15 protein-coding genes are annotated in these 14,456 nt (G+C 59.5%); 10 read left to right on the forward strand and 5 right to left on the reverse strand.

The annotated features are described in order from the left end of the window. The first annotated feature begins 24 nt into the window (after positions 1 to 24). Both GIW69_RS02140 and GIW69_RS02145 read left to right on the forward strand, forming a co-directional pair. Complete coding sequence (locus tag GIW69_RS02140; protein WP_236480492.1) at positions 25 to 1,374, forward strand: carbohydrate porin; 1,350 nt, start codon at positions 25 to 27, stop codon at positions 1,372 to 1,374. Positions 1,375 to 1,487: 113 nt separating this feature from the next. After that, complete coding sequence (locus GIW69_RS02145; protein WP_236480493.1) at positions 1,488 to 2,342, forward strand: D-hexose-6-phosphate mutarotase; 855 nt, start codon at positions 1,488 to 1,490, stop codon at positions 2,340 to 2,342. 144 nt (positions 2,343 to 2,486) lie between these two features. Here GIW69_RS02145 and GIW69_RS02150 read toward each other — a convergent pair whose 3' ends face one another. Beyond that, positions 2,487 to 3,347: a MurR/RpiR family transcriptional regulator gene (locus tag GIW69_RS02150; RefSeq protein WP_171057240.1), complete on the reverse strand. Its 861-nt coding sequence runs from the start codon at positions 3,345 to 3,347 to the stop codon at positions 2,487 to 2,489. A gap of 227 nt (positions 3,348 to 3,574) precedes the next feature. On the opposite strand from GIW69_RS02150, the gene zwf reads away from it, so the two are divergent. The 4 genes from zwf (at position 3,575) to GIW69_RS02170 (ending at position 7,504) form a co-directional block, all read left to right on the forward strand. Next, a complete protein-coding gene (zwf, locus tag GIW69_RS02155) occupies positions 3,575 to 5,044 on the forward strand; it encodes a glucose-6-phosphate dehydrogenase (RefSeq protein WP_236480494.1) in 1,470 nt (489 codons plus the stop codon). After that, entirely contained in the window at positions 5,031 to 5,744 is a 714-nt protein-coding gene (pgl, locus tag GIW69_RS02160) for a 6-phosphogluconolactonase (protein WP_236480495.1), read from the forward strand. The genes zwf and pgl overlap by 14 nt, the downstream gene beginning before the upstream one ends. A gap of 17 nt (positions 5,745 to 5,761) precedes the next feature. Further along, positions 5,762 to 6,427 (forward strand): bifunctional 4-hydroxy-2-oxoglutarate aldolase/2-dehydro-3-deoxy-phosphogluconate aldolase, encoded by a 666-nt coding sequence (locus tag GIW69_RS02165; protein WP_236480496.1) that lies wholly within the window; start codon positions 5,762 to 5,764, stop codon positions 6,425 to 6,427. 354 nt (positions 6,428 to 6,781) lie between these two features. Next, entirely contained in the window at positions 6,782 to 7,504 is a 723-nt protein-coding gene (locus GIW69_RS02170; RefSeq protein WP_236480497.1) for a dioxygenase family protein, read from the forward strand. Here the strand turns inward: GIW69_RS02170 and GIW69_RS02175 are convergent. Together GIW69_RS02175 and GIW69_RS02180 are read right to left on the reverse strand one after the other, a co-directional pair. Beyond that, positions 7,501 to 8,688: an aminotransferase class V-fold PLP-dependent enzyme gene (locus GIW69_RS02175; protein WP_236480498.1), complete on the reverse strand. Its 1,188-nt coding sequence runs from the start codon at positions 8,686 to 8,688 to the stop codon at positions 7,501 to 7,503. The two genes, GIW69_RS02170 and GIW69_RS02175, sit on opposite strands and share 4 nt — an antisense overlap. A gap of 25 nt (positions 8,689 to 8,713) precedes the next feature. Next, positions 8,714 to 8,950 carry a DUF3820 family protein gene (locus GIW69_RS02180; RefSeq protein WP_003227425.1) on the reverse strand — a complete coding sequence of 79 codons (237 nt, stop codon included), beginning with the start codon at positions 8,948 to 8,950 and terminating at the stop codon, positions 8,714 to 8,716. Between the two features lie 204 nt (positions 8,951 to 9,154). Here GIW69_RS02180 and GIW69_RS02185 point away from each other — a divergent pair, with 204 nt between their 5' ends. From GIW69_RS02185 to GIW69_RS02200, 4 genes are all read left to right on the forward strand, one after another. Next, positions 9,155 to 9,622 carry a ferritin-like domain-containing protein gene (locus GIW69_RS02185; RefSeq protein WP_236480499.1) on the forward strand — a complete coding sequence of 156 codons (468 nt, stop codon included), beginning with the start codon at positions 9,155 to 9,157 and terminating at the stop codon, positions 9,620 to 9,622. 156 nt (positions 9,623 to 9,778) lie between these two features. After that, a complete protein-coding gene (locus tag GIW69_RS02190) occupies positions 9,779 to 11,755 on the forward strand; it encodes an FUSC family protein (RefSeq protein WP_236480500.1) in 1,977 nt (658 codons plus the stop codon). Next, complete coding sequence (locus GIW69_RS02195) at positions 11,742 to 11,948, forward strand: DUF1656 domain-containing protein (RefSeq protein WP_236480501.1); 207 nt, start codon at positions 11,742 to 11,744, stop codon at positions 11,946 to 11,948. The genes GIW69_RS02190 and GIW69_RS02195 overlap by 14 nt, the downstream gene beginning before the upstream one ends. Before the next feature lie 11 nt (positions 11,949 to 11,959). Further along, positions 11,960 to 12,820 (forward strand): HlyD family secretion protein, encoded by an 861-nt coding sequence (locus tag GIW69_RS02200; RefSeq protein WP_236480502.1) that lies wholly within the window; start codon positions 11,960 to 11,962, stop codon positions 12,818 to 12,820. A 68-nt stretch (positions 12,821 to 12,888) separates the two neighbouring features. Here the strand turns inward: GIW69_RS02200 and GIW69_RS02205 are convergent, their stop codons facing one another. Further along, a complete protein-coding gene (locus GIW69_RS02205) occupies positions 12,889 to 13,359 on the reverse strand; it encodes a MaoC family dehydratase (RefSeq protein WP_236480503.1) in 471 nt (156 codons plus the stop codon). Positions 13,360 to 13,393: 34 nt separating this feature from the next. Continuing rightward, a complete protein-coding gene (locus GIW69_RS02210; RefSeq protein WP_236480504.1) occupies positions 13,394 to 14,338 on the reverse strand; it encodes an alpha/beta hydrolase in 945 nt (314 codons plus the stop codon). Positions 14,339 to 14,456: the final 118 nt, after the last annotated feature.

Below are 14,456 nucleotides of genomic sequence, written 5' to 3' on the forward strand. Positions count from 1 at the left end.
TAACAATAAAACGAGGATGTAGGGATGAAAAAGAAACACATCAATGCCCGGTTGATCTGCCAGGTGACAGTTGCGGCTGCGCTGGTCATGGCGGGCAATGCGATGGCCGATGATGCGTTCAGTGCCGACTCGCAGTGGATGACGGGTGACTGGGGTGGCGAACGGACCAAGCTGATCGAGCAAGGCATCGACATCAAAATGGACTACGTCGGTGAAGTGGGCGGCAACCTGCACGGTGGTTACAACAACGACAAGACGGCACGCTACAGCGATCAGTTCGGTCTGGGCGCGGCACTGGACCTGCAAAAGCTGCTCGGCTGGGACAACACCCAGGCGAAGATCCAGTTGACCAACCGTAACGGTCAAAACATCTCCAACGACCGCGTGGGCGATCCGCGTGCCGGCACCTTGAGCTCGTCTCAAGAAGTCTACGGCCGTGGCCACATGGTTCGTTTGACCCAGTTGTGGATCAAGCACCAGTTCTTCGACAACAAGCTCGACGTCAAGGCCGGTTACTTCGGTGAAGGCGAAGACTTCAACACCTTCCCGTGCGAGTTCCAGAACCTGGCGTTCTGCGGATCCCAAGTGGGTAACTGGGCCACCAACATCTGGTACAACTGGCCGGTCAGCCAGGCGGCCATTCGCCTGAAGTACAACTTCAACGACGAGTGGTATGCGCAGATCGGCGCCTACAACCAGAACCCGTCGCAGCTCGAACACGGCAACGGCTTCAAGCTCAGCGGCAGCGGCACCAAAGGTACGGTGATCCCGGTCGAACTGGTCTGGTTGCCTAACCCGAACAACCTGCCGGGCGAGTACCGTGTCGGTTACTACAAAAGCACCGCCAAGGCTGATGACGTTCGCGAGGACGACAACGGCGCCGATGCAGCGACCAGCGGCAACGCCTATCGCAGCCACAGCAGCAAGAGCGGTTACTGGTTCGTCGCGCAGCAACAGCTGACCGACCACAACGGTGACAAGAGCCGTGGCCTGAACATCGCCGCCAACGCGACGTTCCACGACAAGGACACCAACGTCGTCGACAACTACCAGTCGCTGATGTTCGTCTATAAAGGCCCGTTCGATGCGCGTCCGAAAGACGACGTCGGCATCGGTTTCTCGCGGATCCACGTCAACGATGACGTGAAGAAAAACGCCGAGCTGACCAACGCCGCCAACGGTGTGGCCGACTACGCCGATCCGCTGTTCTCGCCGCTGCGTGACACCGAATACAACTACGAGTTGAACTACGGGTTCCACGTGACCAACTGGCTCACCGTGCGTCCGAACCTGCAATACATCACCCACCCGGGCGGTGTTGACGAGGTGGACAACGCGCTGGTGGCCGGTCTGAAAATTCAGTCGGTGTTCTAACGCTGTTGCGATAAGCTCCTCTCTATGTGCGCATATTTGCGGACAGCCAAGGCTGTCCGCTTTTTTTTGGGGAAGGCGCTGCCCAGGAACAGATGTTTTCAGGATTGCGACACATGCATGAGCATCCGCTGCAACGCTTCTTCAAATCCTTGCGTGAACGACCGGTGTTCGCCTGGGATCGCTATCAGATGCGCGACGTGTTGGTGATCGATCATCCGCTGTGTCAGGCGGTGTTCAGTCGCCAGGGGGCGCAATTGCTGCACTTCCAGCCGCGCGAGCAAAAGCCGTGGTTGTGGTGCGCGGCGAAGTGGCCGCATGTTGGTGCCATTCGCGGCGGCGTGCCGGTGTACTGGCCGTGGTATGGGCGGCATCCGAGCGAAAACGCGTGGCCGTCCCATGGCTGGGCGCGGTTGCTCGACTGGAAACTGCTCGACAGCAGCAGTGCCGAAGACGGCGTGCGTTTGCACTGGCAGTTGCAGTTGTGCGACTGGCAGGTGGACTTGCATGCGCACCTGGGCGAACGCATGGAATTGCGCCTGAGCACCGAGCATCAGGACGACATGCCGTGCCAGTTGAGCCAGGCGTTGCACGCTTACTGGCGTATTGGCGATGTGAGTGAGATAGCGCTGTCTGGGCTGGAGGGCGCACAGGGTTATGACCAGTTGAGTCGTCAGGCGTGTCAGCAGGAAGGCGAATTGCGGGTAGAGGGCGCCTGTCAGCGAGTGTTTCAGCATGACGGCGAATTACAGCTCAAGGATCACGCCTGGCAGCGGGAATTGTGCATCGACACGGGCGAGACGGCAGACACGGTAGTCTGGCATCCGGGCGCGCGGCCGCTGCTCGGTGTGAGCTGGGATGAAATTTCGGAATTCGTCTGCGTGGAAGCGGCGGCGGGGGGGACGGACAGTCTGCATCTGGCGCCGGGGGAAAAGGCGCACATCAGTTTGCAGGCACGATCTGCGGCTTAAATATGCGGTGTTGCGACTGGCCCCATCGCTGGCAAGCCAGCTCCCACAGGTTTCATTCGCGTTCGCAAATTCCATGTTCGACGCGGACACTGTGGGAGATGGCTTGCCAGCGATGAGGTTGGTTCAGGTAGCGGAAATTCCGGATCAGTTGAACTCGTCTCCCACCGGATACCGGCTGGCATTCAGGCTCTCTTTGATCTTGCGCAGATGCGGCTGGAAATCCACCCCGCGACGCAAGGTCATCCCCGTCGCCAGCACATCCAGCACGGTCAACTGAATGATCCGCGAAGTCATCGGCATATAGATGTCGGTGTCTTCCGGCAACGGAATATTCAGGCTCAATGTACTGGCCTTGGCCAGCGGCGAGTTTTCGGCGGTCAGGCCCAGCACCGAAGCACCGTTCTCCCGGGCAATGCGCGCCACTTCCACCAGTTCGCGGGTGCGCCCGGTGTAGGAAATGATCACGAACAACTCACCGGTATGCGCCACCGAGGCAATCATTCGCTGCATCAATACGTCGGCGTGAGCGGTGACGGCGAGGTTGAAACGGAAGAACTTGTGCTGCGCATCCAGCGCCACCGGAGCCGAAGCGCCGAGGCCGAAAAAGTGGATCTGCCGCGCCTGAATCAACAGGTCAACGGCTCGGCTGATCAAATTCGGATCAAGTGCCTGGCAAGCGCTGTCCAACGAGGCAATGGCGCTGCCGAAAATCTTCTGGGTGTAAGCCTCGGGATTGTCGTCCGCTTCTACCGCCCGGCTGACGTAGGCCGCGCCGCTGGCCAGACTTTGGGCCAGTTGCAGTTTGAGTTCGGGGTAGCCGCTGACGCCGAACGAACGGCAGAAGCGGTTGACCGTCGGCTCGCTGACCGAAGCGGCCTGGGCGAGGGCGGCGATACTGAAGCGGGTGGCCTGCTGTGGATTGAGCAGGATCACCTCGGCGACTTTGCGTTCAGCCTTGTTCAGGTCTTCAAGGCGACTCTGGATCTGTTCCAGTAAATTGCGCACGCGATCCATATGGGTTTCCTGGTTTCACCTGCGCCGATAAGCGCGCGGCTATGCAAATTGGGCCTTTGATGAGACCCGTGACGGTGGCCTATCCTACTGATGGCTCCGGCCGACCACCACACGGAATCTGCATTTCGGGAAAATGTTGTGGTTATTACTACATTTTCCCTTGAGTGATGCCTTGAAAAAAGGTATTTGTAGCTTAACTTGATAAAAGAACAAACATCATGCCTTCGATTACGGTTGAACCGTGCACCTTTGCCTTGTTCGGCGCTCTTGGCGATCTCGCCCTGCGCAAGCTGTTTCCTGCCCTTTATCAACTCGACGGCGCCGGCCTTCTGCACGAGGACACGCGCGTCATCGCCCTGGCCCGTGAGGCCGGCAGCGAACAAGAGCACCTGGCGTTCATCACCGCCGAACTGCGGCGTTACGTTGGTGAAAAAGATCTCGATGCCGCCGTACTCGAGCGATTTCTGGCGCGCCTGAGCTATCTGCACGTCGACTTCCTCAAATCCGAAGATTACGTCGCCCTGGCCGAAACCGCCGGCAGCGAACATTGCATGATTGCCTACTTCGCCACCCCGGCGGCGGTGTACGGCGCGATTTGTGAAAACCTGGCCAAAGTCGGTCTGGCGGAAAACACCCGCGTGGTACTGGAAAAACCGATCGGCTCGGACCTCGAATCGTCGCGCAAAGTGAACGACGCCGTGGCGCAGTTCTTCCCGGAGAACCGCACTTATCGCATCGACCACTATCTGGGCAAAGAAACCGTCCAGAACCTGATCGCCTTGCGTTTCGCCAACAGCCTGTTCGAAACCCAGTGGAACCAGAATTACATCTCCCACGTGGAAATCACCGTGGCCGAGAAGGTCGGCATCGAAGGCCGTTGGGGCTATTTCGACAAGGCCGGCCAACTGCGCGACATGATCCAGAATCACCTGTTGCAGTTGCTCTGCCTCATCGCCATGGACCCACCGGCCGACCTGTCCGCCGACAGCATCCGCGACGAGAAAGTCAAAGTGCTCAAGGCCCTGGCGCCAATCAGCCCGGAAGGCCTGACCACCCAAGTGGTGCGTGGCCAATACATCGCCGGCTACAGCGAAGGCAAGCCGGTGCCGGGTTACCTTGAAGAGCCGAATTCCAACACCCAGAGCGACACCGAAACCTTCGTCGCCCTGCGTGCCGACATCCGCAACTGGCGTTGGGCCGGCGTGCCGTTTTACCTGCGAACCGGCAAGCGTATGCCGCAAAAACTGTCGCAGATTGTCATTCACTTCAAGGAGCCGTCGCACTATATCTTCGCCCCTGAGCAGCGCTTGCAGATCAGCAACAAACTGATCATTCGCCTGCAACCGGATGAAGGCATTTCCTTGCGCGTGATGACCAAGGAACAAGGCCTGGACAAAGGCATGCAGCTGCGTAGCGGCCCGTTGCAGCTGAATTTTTCCGATACCTGGCGCAGCGCGCGGATCCCCGACGCCTACGAACGGTTGTTGCTGGAAGTGATGAACGGCAATCAGAACCTGTTTGTCCGTAAAGATGAAATCGAAGCCGCGTGGAAGTGGTGTGACCAGTTGATTGCCGGTTGGAAAAAATCCGGTGATGCGCCCAAGCCGTACGCGGCCGGGTCATGGGGGCCGATGAGCTCCATTGCACTGATCACGCGGGATGGGAGGTCGTGGTATGGCGATATCTGATGTGAAACTGCCGACGGGCGTCCGCGCCCACGAATTCAAGAGCCCGGTGCTGCTGGCCGAAGGTCAGGCGCTGGCGGTGGCGAAGCAGTTGAGCGACGCGATCTCCGCGCGCGGCAAGGCTGTGCTGGTGGTCTCCGGCGGTCGCAGCCCGGTAGCGTTCTTCCAGCACCTGGCCAAGCAGGCGCTGGACTGGTCGAAGGTCATCGTGACCCTGGCGGACGAGCGCTGGGTGCCGGTGGAGCACGCCGACAGCAACGCCGGTCTGCTCAAGCAATATCTGCTCAAGGGCCCGGCGGCCAAGGCGCAGTTTTTGAGTCTTTACAGCGCGGCAGCCAATCTGGAGCAAGCGGCGGAGCAGGCGGATCGTCTGCTCGGTGAGTTGCCGACGATTGATGTGCTGGTGCTGGGCATGGGCGATGACGGCCACACCGCGTCATTGTTTCCCGACAGCCCTAACCTTTCCGAGGCGCTGCGAGCCGACGGCACACGTCGTTGCTGGCCGATGATGGCGCCGAGTGTGCCGCGTCAACGCCTGACCATGAGCCGCGCGTTGCTGGCTTCGGCCCGGCACAAGATTCTGTCGATTTCCGGTCAGTCGAAACTGACCACCCTGAATGCCGCGCTGGCCGGTGACGATGTCGCTGTCATGCCGGTTCGTGCATTTCTGCAACCTACGTTAGAGATTTACTGGTGCCCATGAGCCAAGGAACAGCCGCTATGACAACCCCATCCCCGACCGTTTCCATGGCGGACAAAGTTGCGTTGATCGACAGCCTCTGCGCCAAGGCGCGGATCCTGCCGGTGATCACCATCGCGCGCGAACAGGACGTGCTGCCATTGGCCGATGCTCTGGCCGCCGGTGGCCTGACCGCGCTGGAAGTGACGTTGCGTTCGCAGTTCGGCCTCAAGGCGATTCAGATCCTGCGCGAACAGCGTCCGGAACTGGTGACCGGTGCCGGCACCGTGCTCGATCGCAACATGCTCGCGGCGGCTGAAGCGGCCGGCTCGCAATTCATCGTTACGCCGGGCATCACCCGCGATCTGCTCGAAGCCAGTGTCGCCAGCCCGATTCCGCTGTTGCCGGGTATCAGCAATGCCTCCGGCATCATGGAAGGCTACGGTCTGGGTTATCGCCGCTTCAAACTGTTCCCCGCTGAAGTCAGTGGCGGCGTGGCGGCAATCAAGGCATTGGGCGGCCCGTTCGGCGAAGTGAAGTTCTGCCCGACCGGCGGCGTGAGCCCGGCCAATATCAAAAACTACATGGCGCTGAAAAACGTCATGTGCGTGGGCGGTAGCTGGATGCTTGATCCGGAATGGATCAAGCACGGCGACTGGGCCCGCATTCAGGAATGCACCGCCGAGGCTCTGGCGCTGCTGGACTGATTGTTACCCGACACGTCGTTGTGTGTTCTACGGTTTTACGGTGCGCTTGGTCGGCGCACCGTTTTTTTATGCCCGAAATAAACTGATTCGCCTCACGAACGTATTCCCCCCATCCAGAAGCTGACGCAGGCCGCAACCTTTTGATCCTGTTCGTTGATCATTCCCAAGCCACGCGTGGGAATGCAGCCCGGGACGCTCCGCGTTCCCCCACAGAGTATTGAAACGACCAGATTAAAAGATCGCAGCCTGCGGCAGCTCCTGCACCTGATCTGTTACGCCGCGATACATAGTTACCACCCGGCGATTTTTTCGGGGCGCTAATCTGCGTTCATCTTATGGAAGAGAGAACGCGTCATGGATCAGGCCTCGAATGCTGCATGCACCGATGTTTACCAATTGGCCCCCGAGCAAGTCGCCGGGCCGTATTTTCGAAATCCCAAATTGCTGCGTCGCAACATCAGCGAGGGCGCCGAAGGCTTGCCCTTGCTGTTGCGCCTGAGCATTGTCGACGCCATGACCGGCAATCCGGTGACGGGCGCCCTGGTGGACATCTGGCACTGCAACGCCCGTGGTGCTTATTCGGGCTGGAGCCGGATCGATCCCGATAAAGAAGTCGACGTCGAGGCAATCGGCTCGATCCCGCGCACCGACGACGACACCTACCTGCGCGGCAGCCAACTGACCGACAAAAAGGGTACGGTACGTTTCACCACGATCTATCCAGGTTTCTATGCCGGTCGCACGCTGCATATTCATGTGGCAGTGCGGATCGTCGGGGGCGGCGATTGCCTGGATGAGCGTCAGGTTGCCTGGGTCGGACAGATGTACTTTCCCGAAGTCACGTCCCGCGCCGTGCTCAATGCCAAGGGCTATCGCGGGCGCTCTGCTGTCGCGCTGAACAATGCCGAGGACGCTATCTACTCCGGGATGAACGGTGAAGCATCGACCCTGACGGTCTGGCCGGTCGGGCGCGCTTCCCATGAAGACGGCTACTTCGGCCATCTCACCATCGGCATCGACACCTTTGCGGTGTCGACGCAGATCAAGCCCGAGGACTTTGACAAGTACACGGTTTAGGCGGGGTGGCGCAACTCGTCAATGGCGCGGATCAACAAGTTCATGTCTGCCGCCGTTGTGGTCAGCCCTGCGGTAATGCGGATACACGACCCGCACGCCGAGCCGTCGCGCGCCACGGTGAACAGGTTGTAGTCATTCAGTAGGCGTTCGACCATGGCCGGCTGGTCGTGATGGGTAAAGCGCATCGACGTGATGCCGCAGTAAAGGCGCGGATCATCCGGGGTCATGACTTCAATGCCCGGCAGGTCGCGCACGGCACTCACCCACAAATTGCGCAAATAACTGACCCGCGCGCCCTTGGCTGCCGCACCACCGAGCGAACGGTGTTCCTCGAACACCAGCGGCAGCGTCATCAGCGCGGGAATGTTCGGCGTGCTGTGAGCCGTGCGCGAACGGATATCGCTGATCGGGAAGTGAGTTTCACCCATGTCCGGATCAATGTCGGCCAAGCGTTGCGGCGCAATATAGAGAAAGCCGAGGGTCAGTGGCCCCCCGATCCATTTGTGCAGGTTGTAGCCGGCGAAAGCGATGCCCAGGTCTTCCAGATCGAATTCGATCTGGCCCAGGGCGTGGGCACCGTCGAGAATCACGTCGACGCCATGCTCCTTGGCCAGCGCGGCGATCGCCTTCACCGGCATGACCAGGCCAGTGCGGTGAGTGACGTGAGTCAGCACCATCAGCTTGATCTTCGGATGGCGAATGAACGCCTCTTCATAGGCCTCTACCAGGCTTTCAAAACTGGCCGGGTGTGCGTGTTCGATCTCGATCACTTCAACACCGCGATTGCGGCCGAGCCACTGCATGGCACCTTTGACGGTGCCGTAATCGAGGTCGCACACCAGCACCTGATCGCCGGGTTGCAGGCGGTTGTAGTTTCGGATCAGCGATTGCAGGCCATCGGTGGCGTTGCTTGTGAAAGCGACGCTGTGGGAGCGCGCGCCGATCAATTCGGCCAGTTGCGCGCGAATATCGAGGATATCGGTGGTTTCAAAGCGCTGACGCGCGTACAGCGAGTTGCTGCTGTTGATCAGCTCGATGTTGCGTTGATATTCCTCGATCACGGTGCGCGACATACGCCCGAAGTAACCGTTTTCCAGGTTAATCGGGCCTGGCAGGCTGTCGTAGCGGTCAGCAAAGGTTTGCCAGAAAGCTTCATCACGGGCACGGCGAGTGTTATCGGGCATAAGAGGCTCAGTCAGGGGGGGGCCGTCAATGGCGCGGGGCGGGTTTGCCGTGTTTGGCACGCAGCGGTTCAAGCAAATCCGACAGTCCGTTGTGGTCGATTTCCTGCATCAAAGCCAATAGGCCGCCGAGTTCACCGTGGGGAAAACCTTCCCGGGCGAACCAGTTCAGGTACGGCCCCGGCAAGTCGGCGATGATCCGGCCTTTGTATTTGCCGAATGGCATTTCGCGGGTAATCAACAGTTCGAGCTTTTCAGGATTCATCAATCGGTCATCTGGTTTCAGAACAGTTCGAAAAATACAGGCATTCTGCATGGAGGCCAAATGACAGATCATGCAAATAACAGGCATACAGATTTACGGTTAATCGTTATCTTATTGATTTATATAGTTTATTTTTACTCTGAAAAGCTGGCATGCACGCTGCAATATTCCTTGTATCTTCCACTGATCGCAAGGAACTGAAAAATGACTGATATGAATAAAGAAGCCATTTCTGTACTCAACGACCTGATTGAAACCAGCAAGGACGGTCAGGAAGGGTTCAAGACTTGCGCCGAAGACATCAAGCACCCTGAACTGAAGCAACTGTTCGTCACGCGCTCCGCCGATTGCGCGACCGCGGCAGCCGAGTTGCAGGCAGAAGTGCGTAAACTGGGCGGCGATCCGGAAACTTCTACCAGCGTCAGCGCTGATTTGCACCGCCGCTGGGTCGATGTCAAAGCCATGTTCACCGGCAAAGACGAAGAGGCCGTGCTGAATGAAGCCGAGCGTGGCGAAGACCATGCGCTGAAGGCTTACAGAGAAGCCATCGAGAAAATCAACAAGCACAACCTGGTGGGTATTCGTGATCTGGTTGAACGCCAATACCACGGCGTACAACGCAATCACGATCAGGTGAAATCCCTGCGTAACCAGGCTCGCGCACGCTCTTAAGCGTCTAAAGCCTGTCAAAAACGCCAGCCTGTCTGGCGTTTTTTTGTGCCCGGGATTTAGTGCTGGACGATAGTTGGATAGCTAGCTAATAATTAGTTTTCAAGTGACTTACAGTCACCCGACTATCGTTAAATCATCATCCACAGAGTCCTCTTCGTGCCGATCACTTTTCAGGCCTTATTTGCCCCCGACCTTCGCGCTGTGCAGTTTGCAATCAAGACTGTGCTCGGCGGCGGGCTCGCGTTGTGGCTGGCGATGCGTTGGGGCCTGGAACAACCGGCCTGGGCGTTGATGACGGCTTTTATCGTTGCTCAGCCGTTGTCGGGTATGGTGGTGCAGAAAGGATTGGCGCGCCTGCTCGGCACCTTGGTCGGGACGATCATGTCCGTGGTGTTCATGGGTTTGTTTGCGCAAACGCCATGGTTGTTTCTGTTGGCACTGGCGCTGTGGCTCGGTCTCTGCACGGCGAGTTCGACGTTGTTGCGCAGCGCCTGGTCGTATTCCTTCGTGCTGGCCGGTTACACCGTGGCGATCATCGCATTGCCGGCGATCAGTCATCCGCTCAACGTATTTGATCAGGCCGTGGCGCGCTGTACGGAGATTTGCCTCGGCATTCTTTGCGCCACCGCGAGCAGTGCGTTGCTCTGGCCGATGCGGGTTGAGCGGCAATTGGCGGATCAGGCCCTGGCTGCCTGGCAAAGCGGCATCAACGCGGCGCGGGCAACGCTCGCCGGTGATGGCAAGGCGCGCAAAGGCTTGCTGGAAATTCTCGGCAAGATTGTCGCGGTGGATGCCCAGCGTGAGCACGCCTGGTTCGAGGGTGGTCTCGGTCGTCAGCGCGCCAGAGCCATCGGCGGCTTGAGCCAGAAACTCTTGATGTTGCTGCGTATCGCCCGGTCGGCGCGCCGGCAGTGGAAGCAACTCACGCCGACGGAAGCCGAACAACTCCAGCCGTGGATGGACGAGGTGCAACAAGCCCTCGACAGCGCTGACTCGCCAACGCTGCAAGCATTGCGGCCGAGATTGCTCGACGCAACTCACGACCCGCACCTCAGTTCGGCGCAAAGTTATTGCCTGGCGCGTTTCAGTCTCTTGCTCGACACCGCCATGGCCGCCGGTCTGGCGCTGCAAGCGGTGCGCGAGGGCAGGACGACGGTGGACCCGCCGCGCGCACTCACGCCACATCGCGACTTGTCATTGGCCCTGGTGTTTGGTGCGCGCAGTGCCCTGGCCTTTCTGGTGGTGGCGAGTTTCTGGCTGGCGACCGCGTGGCCGGCAGCGTCCGGCGCATTGTTGCTGACCTGCGTGGTCTGCAGCCTGTTTGCCAGCCGTGAAAACGGCGCGCAGATTGGCATGAGTTTCTTGCGCGGAATTTTTCTGGCAATACCGTCGGCGTTTTTGGTCGGGCAGATTCTGCTGCCGCAATGGAGCAGTTTCGCGCTGCTGGGCATGGGCATGGGCGTGCCGTTGTTCTTCGGTGCGCTGGGCATGGCCCGGCCACAGATCGGCGCCACCGCGACTTCATTCTGTCTGCATTTCATCGTGCTGATTTCTCCACAGAACGCCATGACGTTCGACGTCGCCAACTTCTTCAACAGCGCCCAAGCCATGATCATCGGCGTCGGCGCGGCAGTGCTGGCGTTCCATCTGCTGATCCTGCGCAACCCCGCATGGCACGGCCGCCGCTTGCTGGCCGCGACGCTTGAAGATCTGGTGCGCCTGACCCGACGCAACCTCAGCGGTGCCGAGAGCTGGTTCGGCGGACGCATGGCCGATCGTCTGCTGCAATTGGCGCGGCACTCTCCGGAGCTGCCGGAACCGGCGCGCAGTCGCTGGGACGACGGATTGCTCAGCCTCGACATCGGCGACGAGTTACTGCATCTGCGCATGAGTCTGGCGGTGGCGCAGATCCCGGAACGACGTTATTTCGAAGCGCTTGAACAAGTATTGGCTCAGGGACCGGCAGGCGAACGCGCTGATGCGCTGGCCGAGCCCAGCGAAGAGTTGCTCGAAAGACTATCTGCGTTGCCGCCCAGCGACGCGTTGAAACTGGCCCAGGGCGCGGTGTTGCAATTGCAGAACAGCTGGCGCGCCTGGTGTCGTCAACAGGAGCACAGCCATGGGTTTGCGTGAATGGTCGCTGGGTGGCGTGCTGCTCAGTCCGTTTCTGATTTATGTGTTGCTGGCGTTGCTGATCACCGGTGGGCTGCGCCTGCTGTTGCGCCTGACTCCGGTCAGTCGCTGGATCTGGCACGAAGCATTGTTCGATTGCGCCTTGTACGTATGTGTCCTGACTGTGGTCACGTTCGTACTCGGGCCTTTATAAGGAGTGAATTCATGCGTACTTCCGTACGTGTCGCGGTAACCCTGTGCCTGGTGGCGGTGGCGATTTTTGCCGGCCTCAAGCTGTGGCAGTACTACATGCTCACGCCCTGGACGCGCGATGCGCGGATCCGCGCCGATGTGGTCGTCATCGCCCCGGACGTGGCAGGTTGGGTGCAGCATTTGAACGCTGCTGATAACCAGCAGGTGAAGGCCGGCGATTTGTTGATGAGTATCGATCGCGACCGTTTCGAAGCCGCCCTGGATAAGGCGCAAGCGGTGGTGCAGACCCGTCAGCAGCAGCTCACGTTGCGTGAACGCGAAGCCAGCCGCCGCGCCGCCCTTGGGCCGCAGGCAATCAGCGCCGAGTTGCGCGAAAACGCACAGATCAACGCCGGCATTGCCCGTGGCGAACTGCGCGAGGCGCAGGCGGAGGCGAAAGTTGCACAGATCAACCTGGATCGTAGCCAGGTACATGCGCCGCGTAGCGGCCACATCACCAATCTGCGTCTGGCTGAAGGCAATTACGTGAACGCCGGGGAGTCGGTGATGGCGTTGATCGATGATTCAACGTTCTACGTGCAGGCGTATTTCGAGGAAACCAAGTTGCCGAGCATACGCGTCGGCGATCCGGTGAAAGTCTGGCTGATGAGTGCGGGTGAACCGTTGGAAGGACATGTCGAAAGCATCAGTCGTGGCATCACCGACCGTAACACTACGCCGGATGGGCAGTTGTTGGCCGAGGTTGAACCGACGTTCAACTGGGTACGACTGGCGCAGCGGATTCCGGTGAAAATCCGTTTTGATCACTTGCCGGAGGGGATCAATTTGAGCTCGGGGATGACGGCGAGTGTGCAGGTGGGGAAGGGGGACTGAGATCAAAAGATTGCAGCCTGCGGCAGCTCCAACAGGTGTAAACCGTGTGGGAACTGCCGTTGCGAATGTCAGCCGATGCTGATCGCCGGCAACACCGGCAATGTCACGGTCTGCTGCTTGCGCGGCGCCAGAATCTCGGCCTCGCCATCCACCACCAACTCGTCACGCTGGTTGAACACGCGAGTCGCAATGCGCACGCGAAACTTCGGCAGCTTCTCGAGAATTTCCAGGCGCACGGTCAGTGTGTCGCCGATTTTCACCGGCTTCTGAAAGCTCATCTGCTGACCGATATAAATGGTCCCCGGCCCAGGCAGTTCGCACGCAACGGCCGCGCTGATCAGCGCGCCACTGAACATACCGTGGGCAATGCGTTCCTTGAACATGCTGGCAGCGGCGAATTCGGCGTCAAGGTGCACCGGGTTGTGGTCGCCGGACATGGCGGCAAACAGTTGAATGTCACGCTCTTCGACGGTCTTGCTGTAGCTGGCGGTCTGGCCGACTTCGAGGGCTTCGTAAGGGGTGTTGGTAACCTGAGTCATCGGTCTGGGTTCCTGAATGAATCCACAAAAATAATCATTCGCTGCGGTGCGGCCGTGGGCGGCTCAAGGCCTGGTCGATCCAGGCCAGCACGTCGGCGATCACTTCGTCGCGGTTGGTCTCGTTGAATAATTCGTGCCGGGCCTGCGGGTAGATCTTCAAATGCAGGTTCTGGCTACCGGCGGCGCGCAAAGCGTTGGCCAGATCAGTCAGACGCTTGCCATCGCTGACCGGATCACATTCGCCGCCAATCACCAGCAGCGGCAGGCCCGGATCGATCTGCGCGAGATTGGACGCTTTGCTGATTTGCTGCAACCCGCCGAGCAGGTCGATCCACAGTTGATTGGTGCAACGGAAGCCGCACAGCGGGTCGGCGGCGTATTTGTCGACCTCGGCCGGGTCGCGGCTGAGCCAGTCGAACGGCGTACGCACCGGTTTGAATTTGTTATTGAACGAGCCGAACGACAGCCACTCGATCAATGCACTGCGCCCCTTGCCGCCCTGACGCAATTTCTCCAGTCGGGCAATCTGCCGCGCCGCGCCATACAGCGCGACGGGCTGAAAGTTGGAGCCACTGAGAATCGCCCCGTGAAGACTCGCGCTGTGGTGCAGCAGATAGGCCTGAGCAAGGTAGCTGCCCATGCTGTGGCCGAGAAGAATGATCGGCACGCCGGGATGCTGTTGACCGATGTGCTGATTGAGGGTGGCCAGATCGCCCACCACCTTGCACCAACCGTCGTTATCGGCGAAATGCCCAAGCGTAGCGTTTTCGCCGGTTTTGCCATGGCCACGCAAGTCAGGGGCATAAATGCCGTAGGACTTTTCGCAAAGTTTCTCGGCCAGCCGGCCATAGCGCGCGCTGTGCTCTGCCATGCCATGGGCCAGCAGGATCACCGCTTTCAACGGCGCTGTCGGCAGCCACTGATTGACGAAGAGGCGGCTGCGATCACTCGCCGCCAGCCAGAAAGTATCGTGGACCATGACGGTTCCTTTGCAGGTAGACGCTGCATGTATAGCGCATCCACGGACGAACGTCCGATCAGGCCACACCACGGCAGGAAGATTCACACGATCAATGACGCCATTGCCCATATTTGCC

The sequence above is a fragment of the Pseudomonas syringae genome, assembly GCF_021605415.1.
In the GTDB taxonomy this organism is placed as follows: Bacteria; Pseudomonadota; Gammaproteobacteria; order Pseudomonadales; family Pseudomonadaceae; genus Aquipseudomonas; species Aquipseudomonas syringae_S.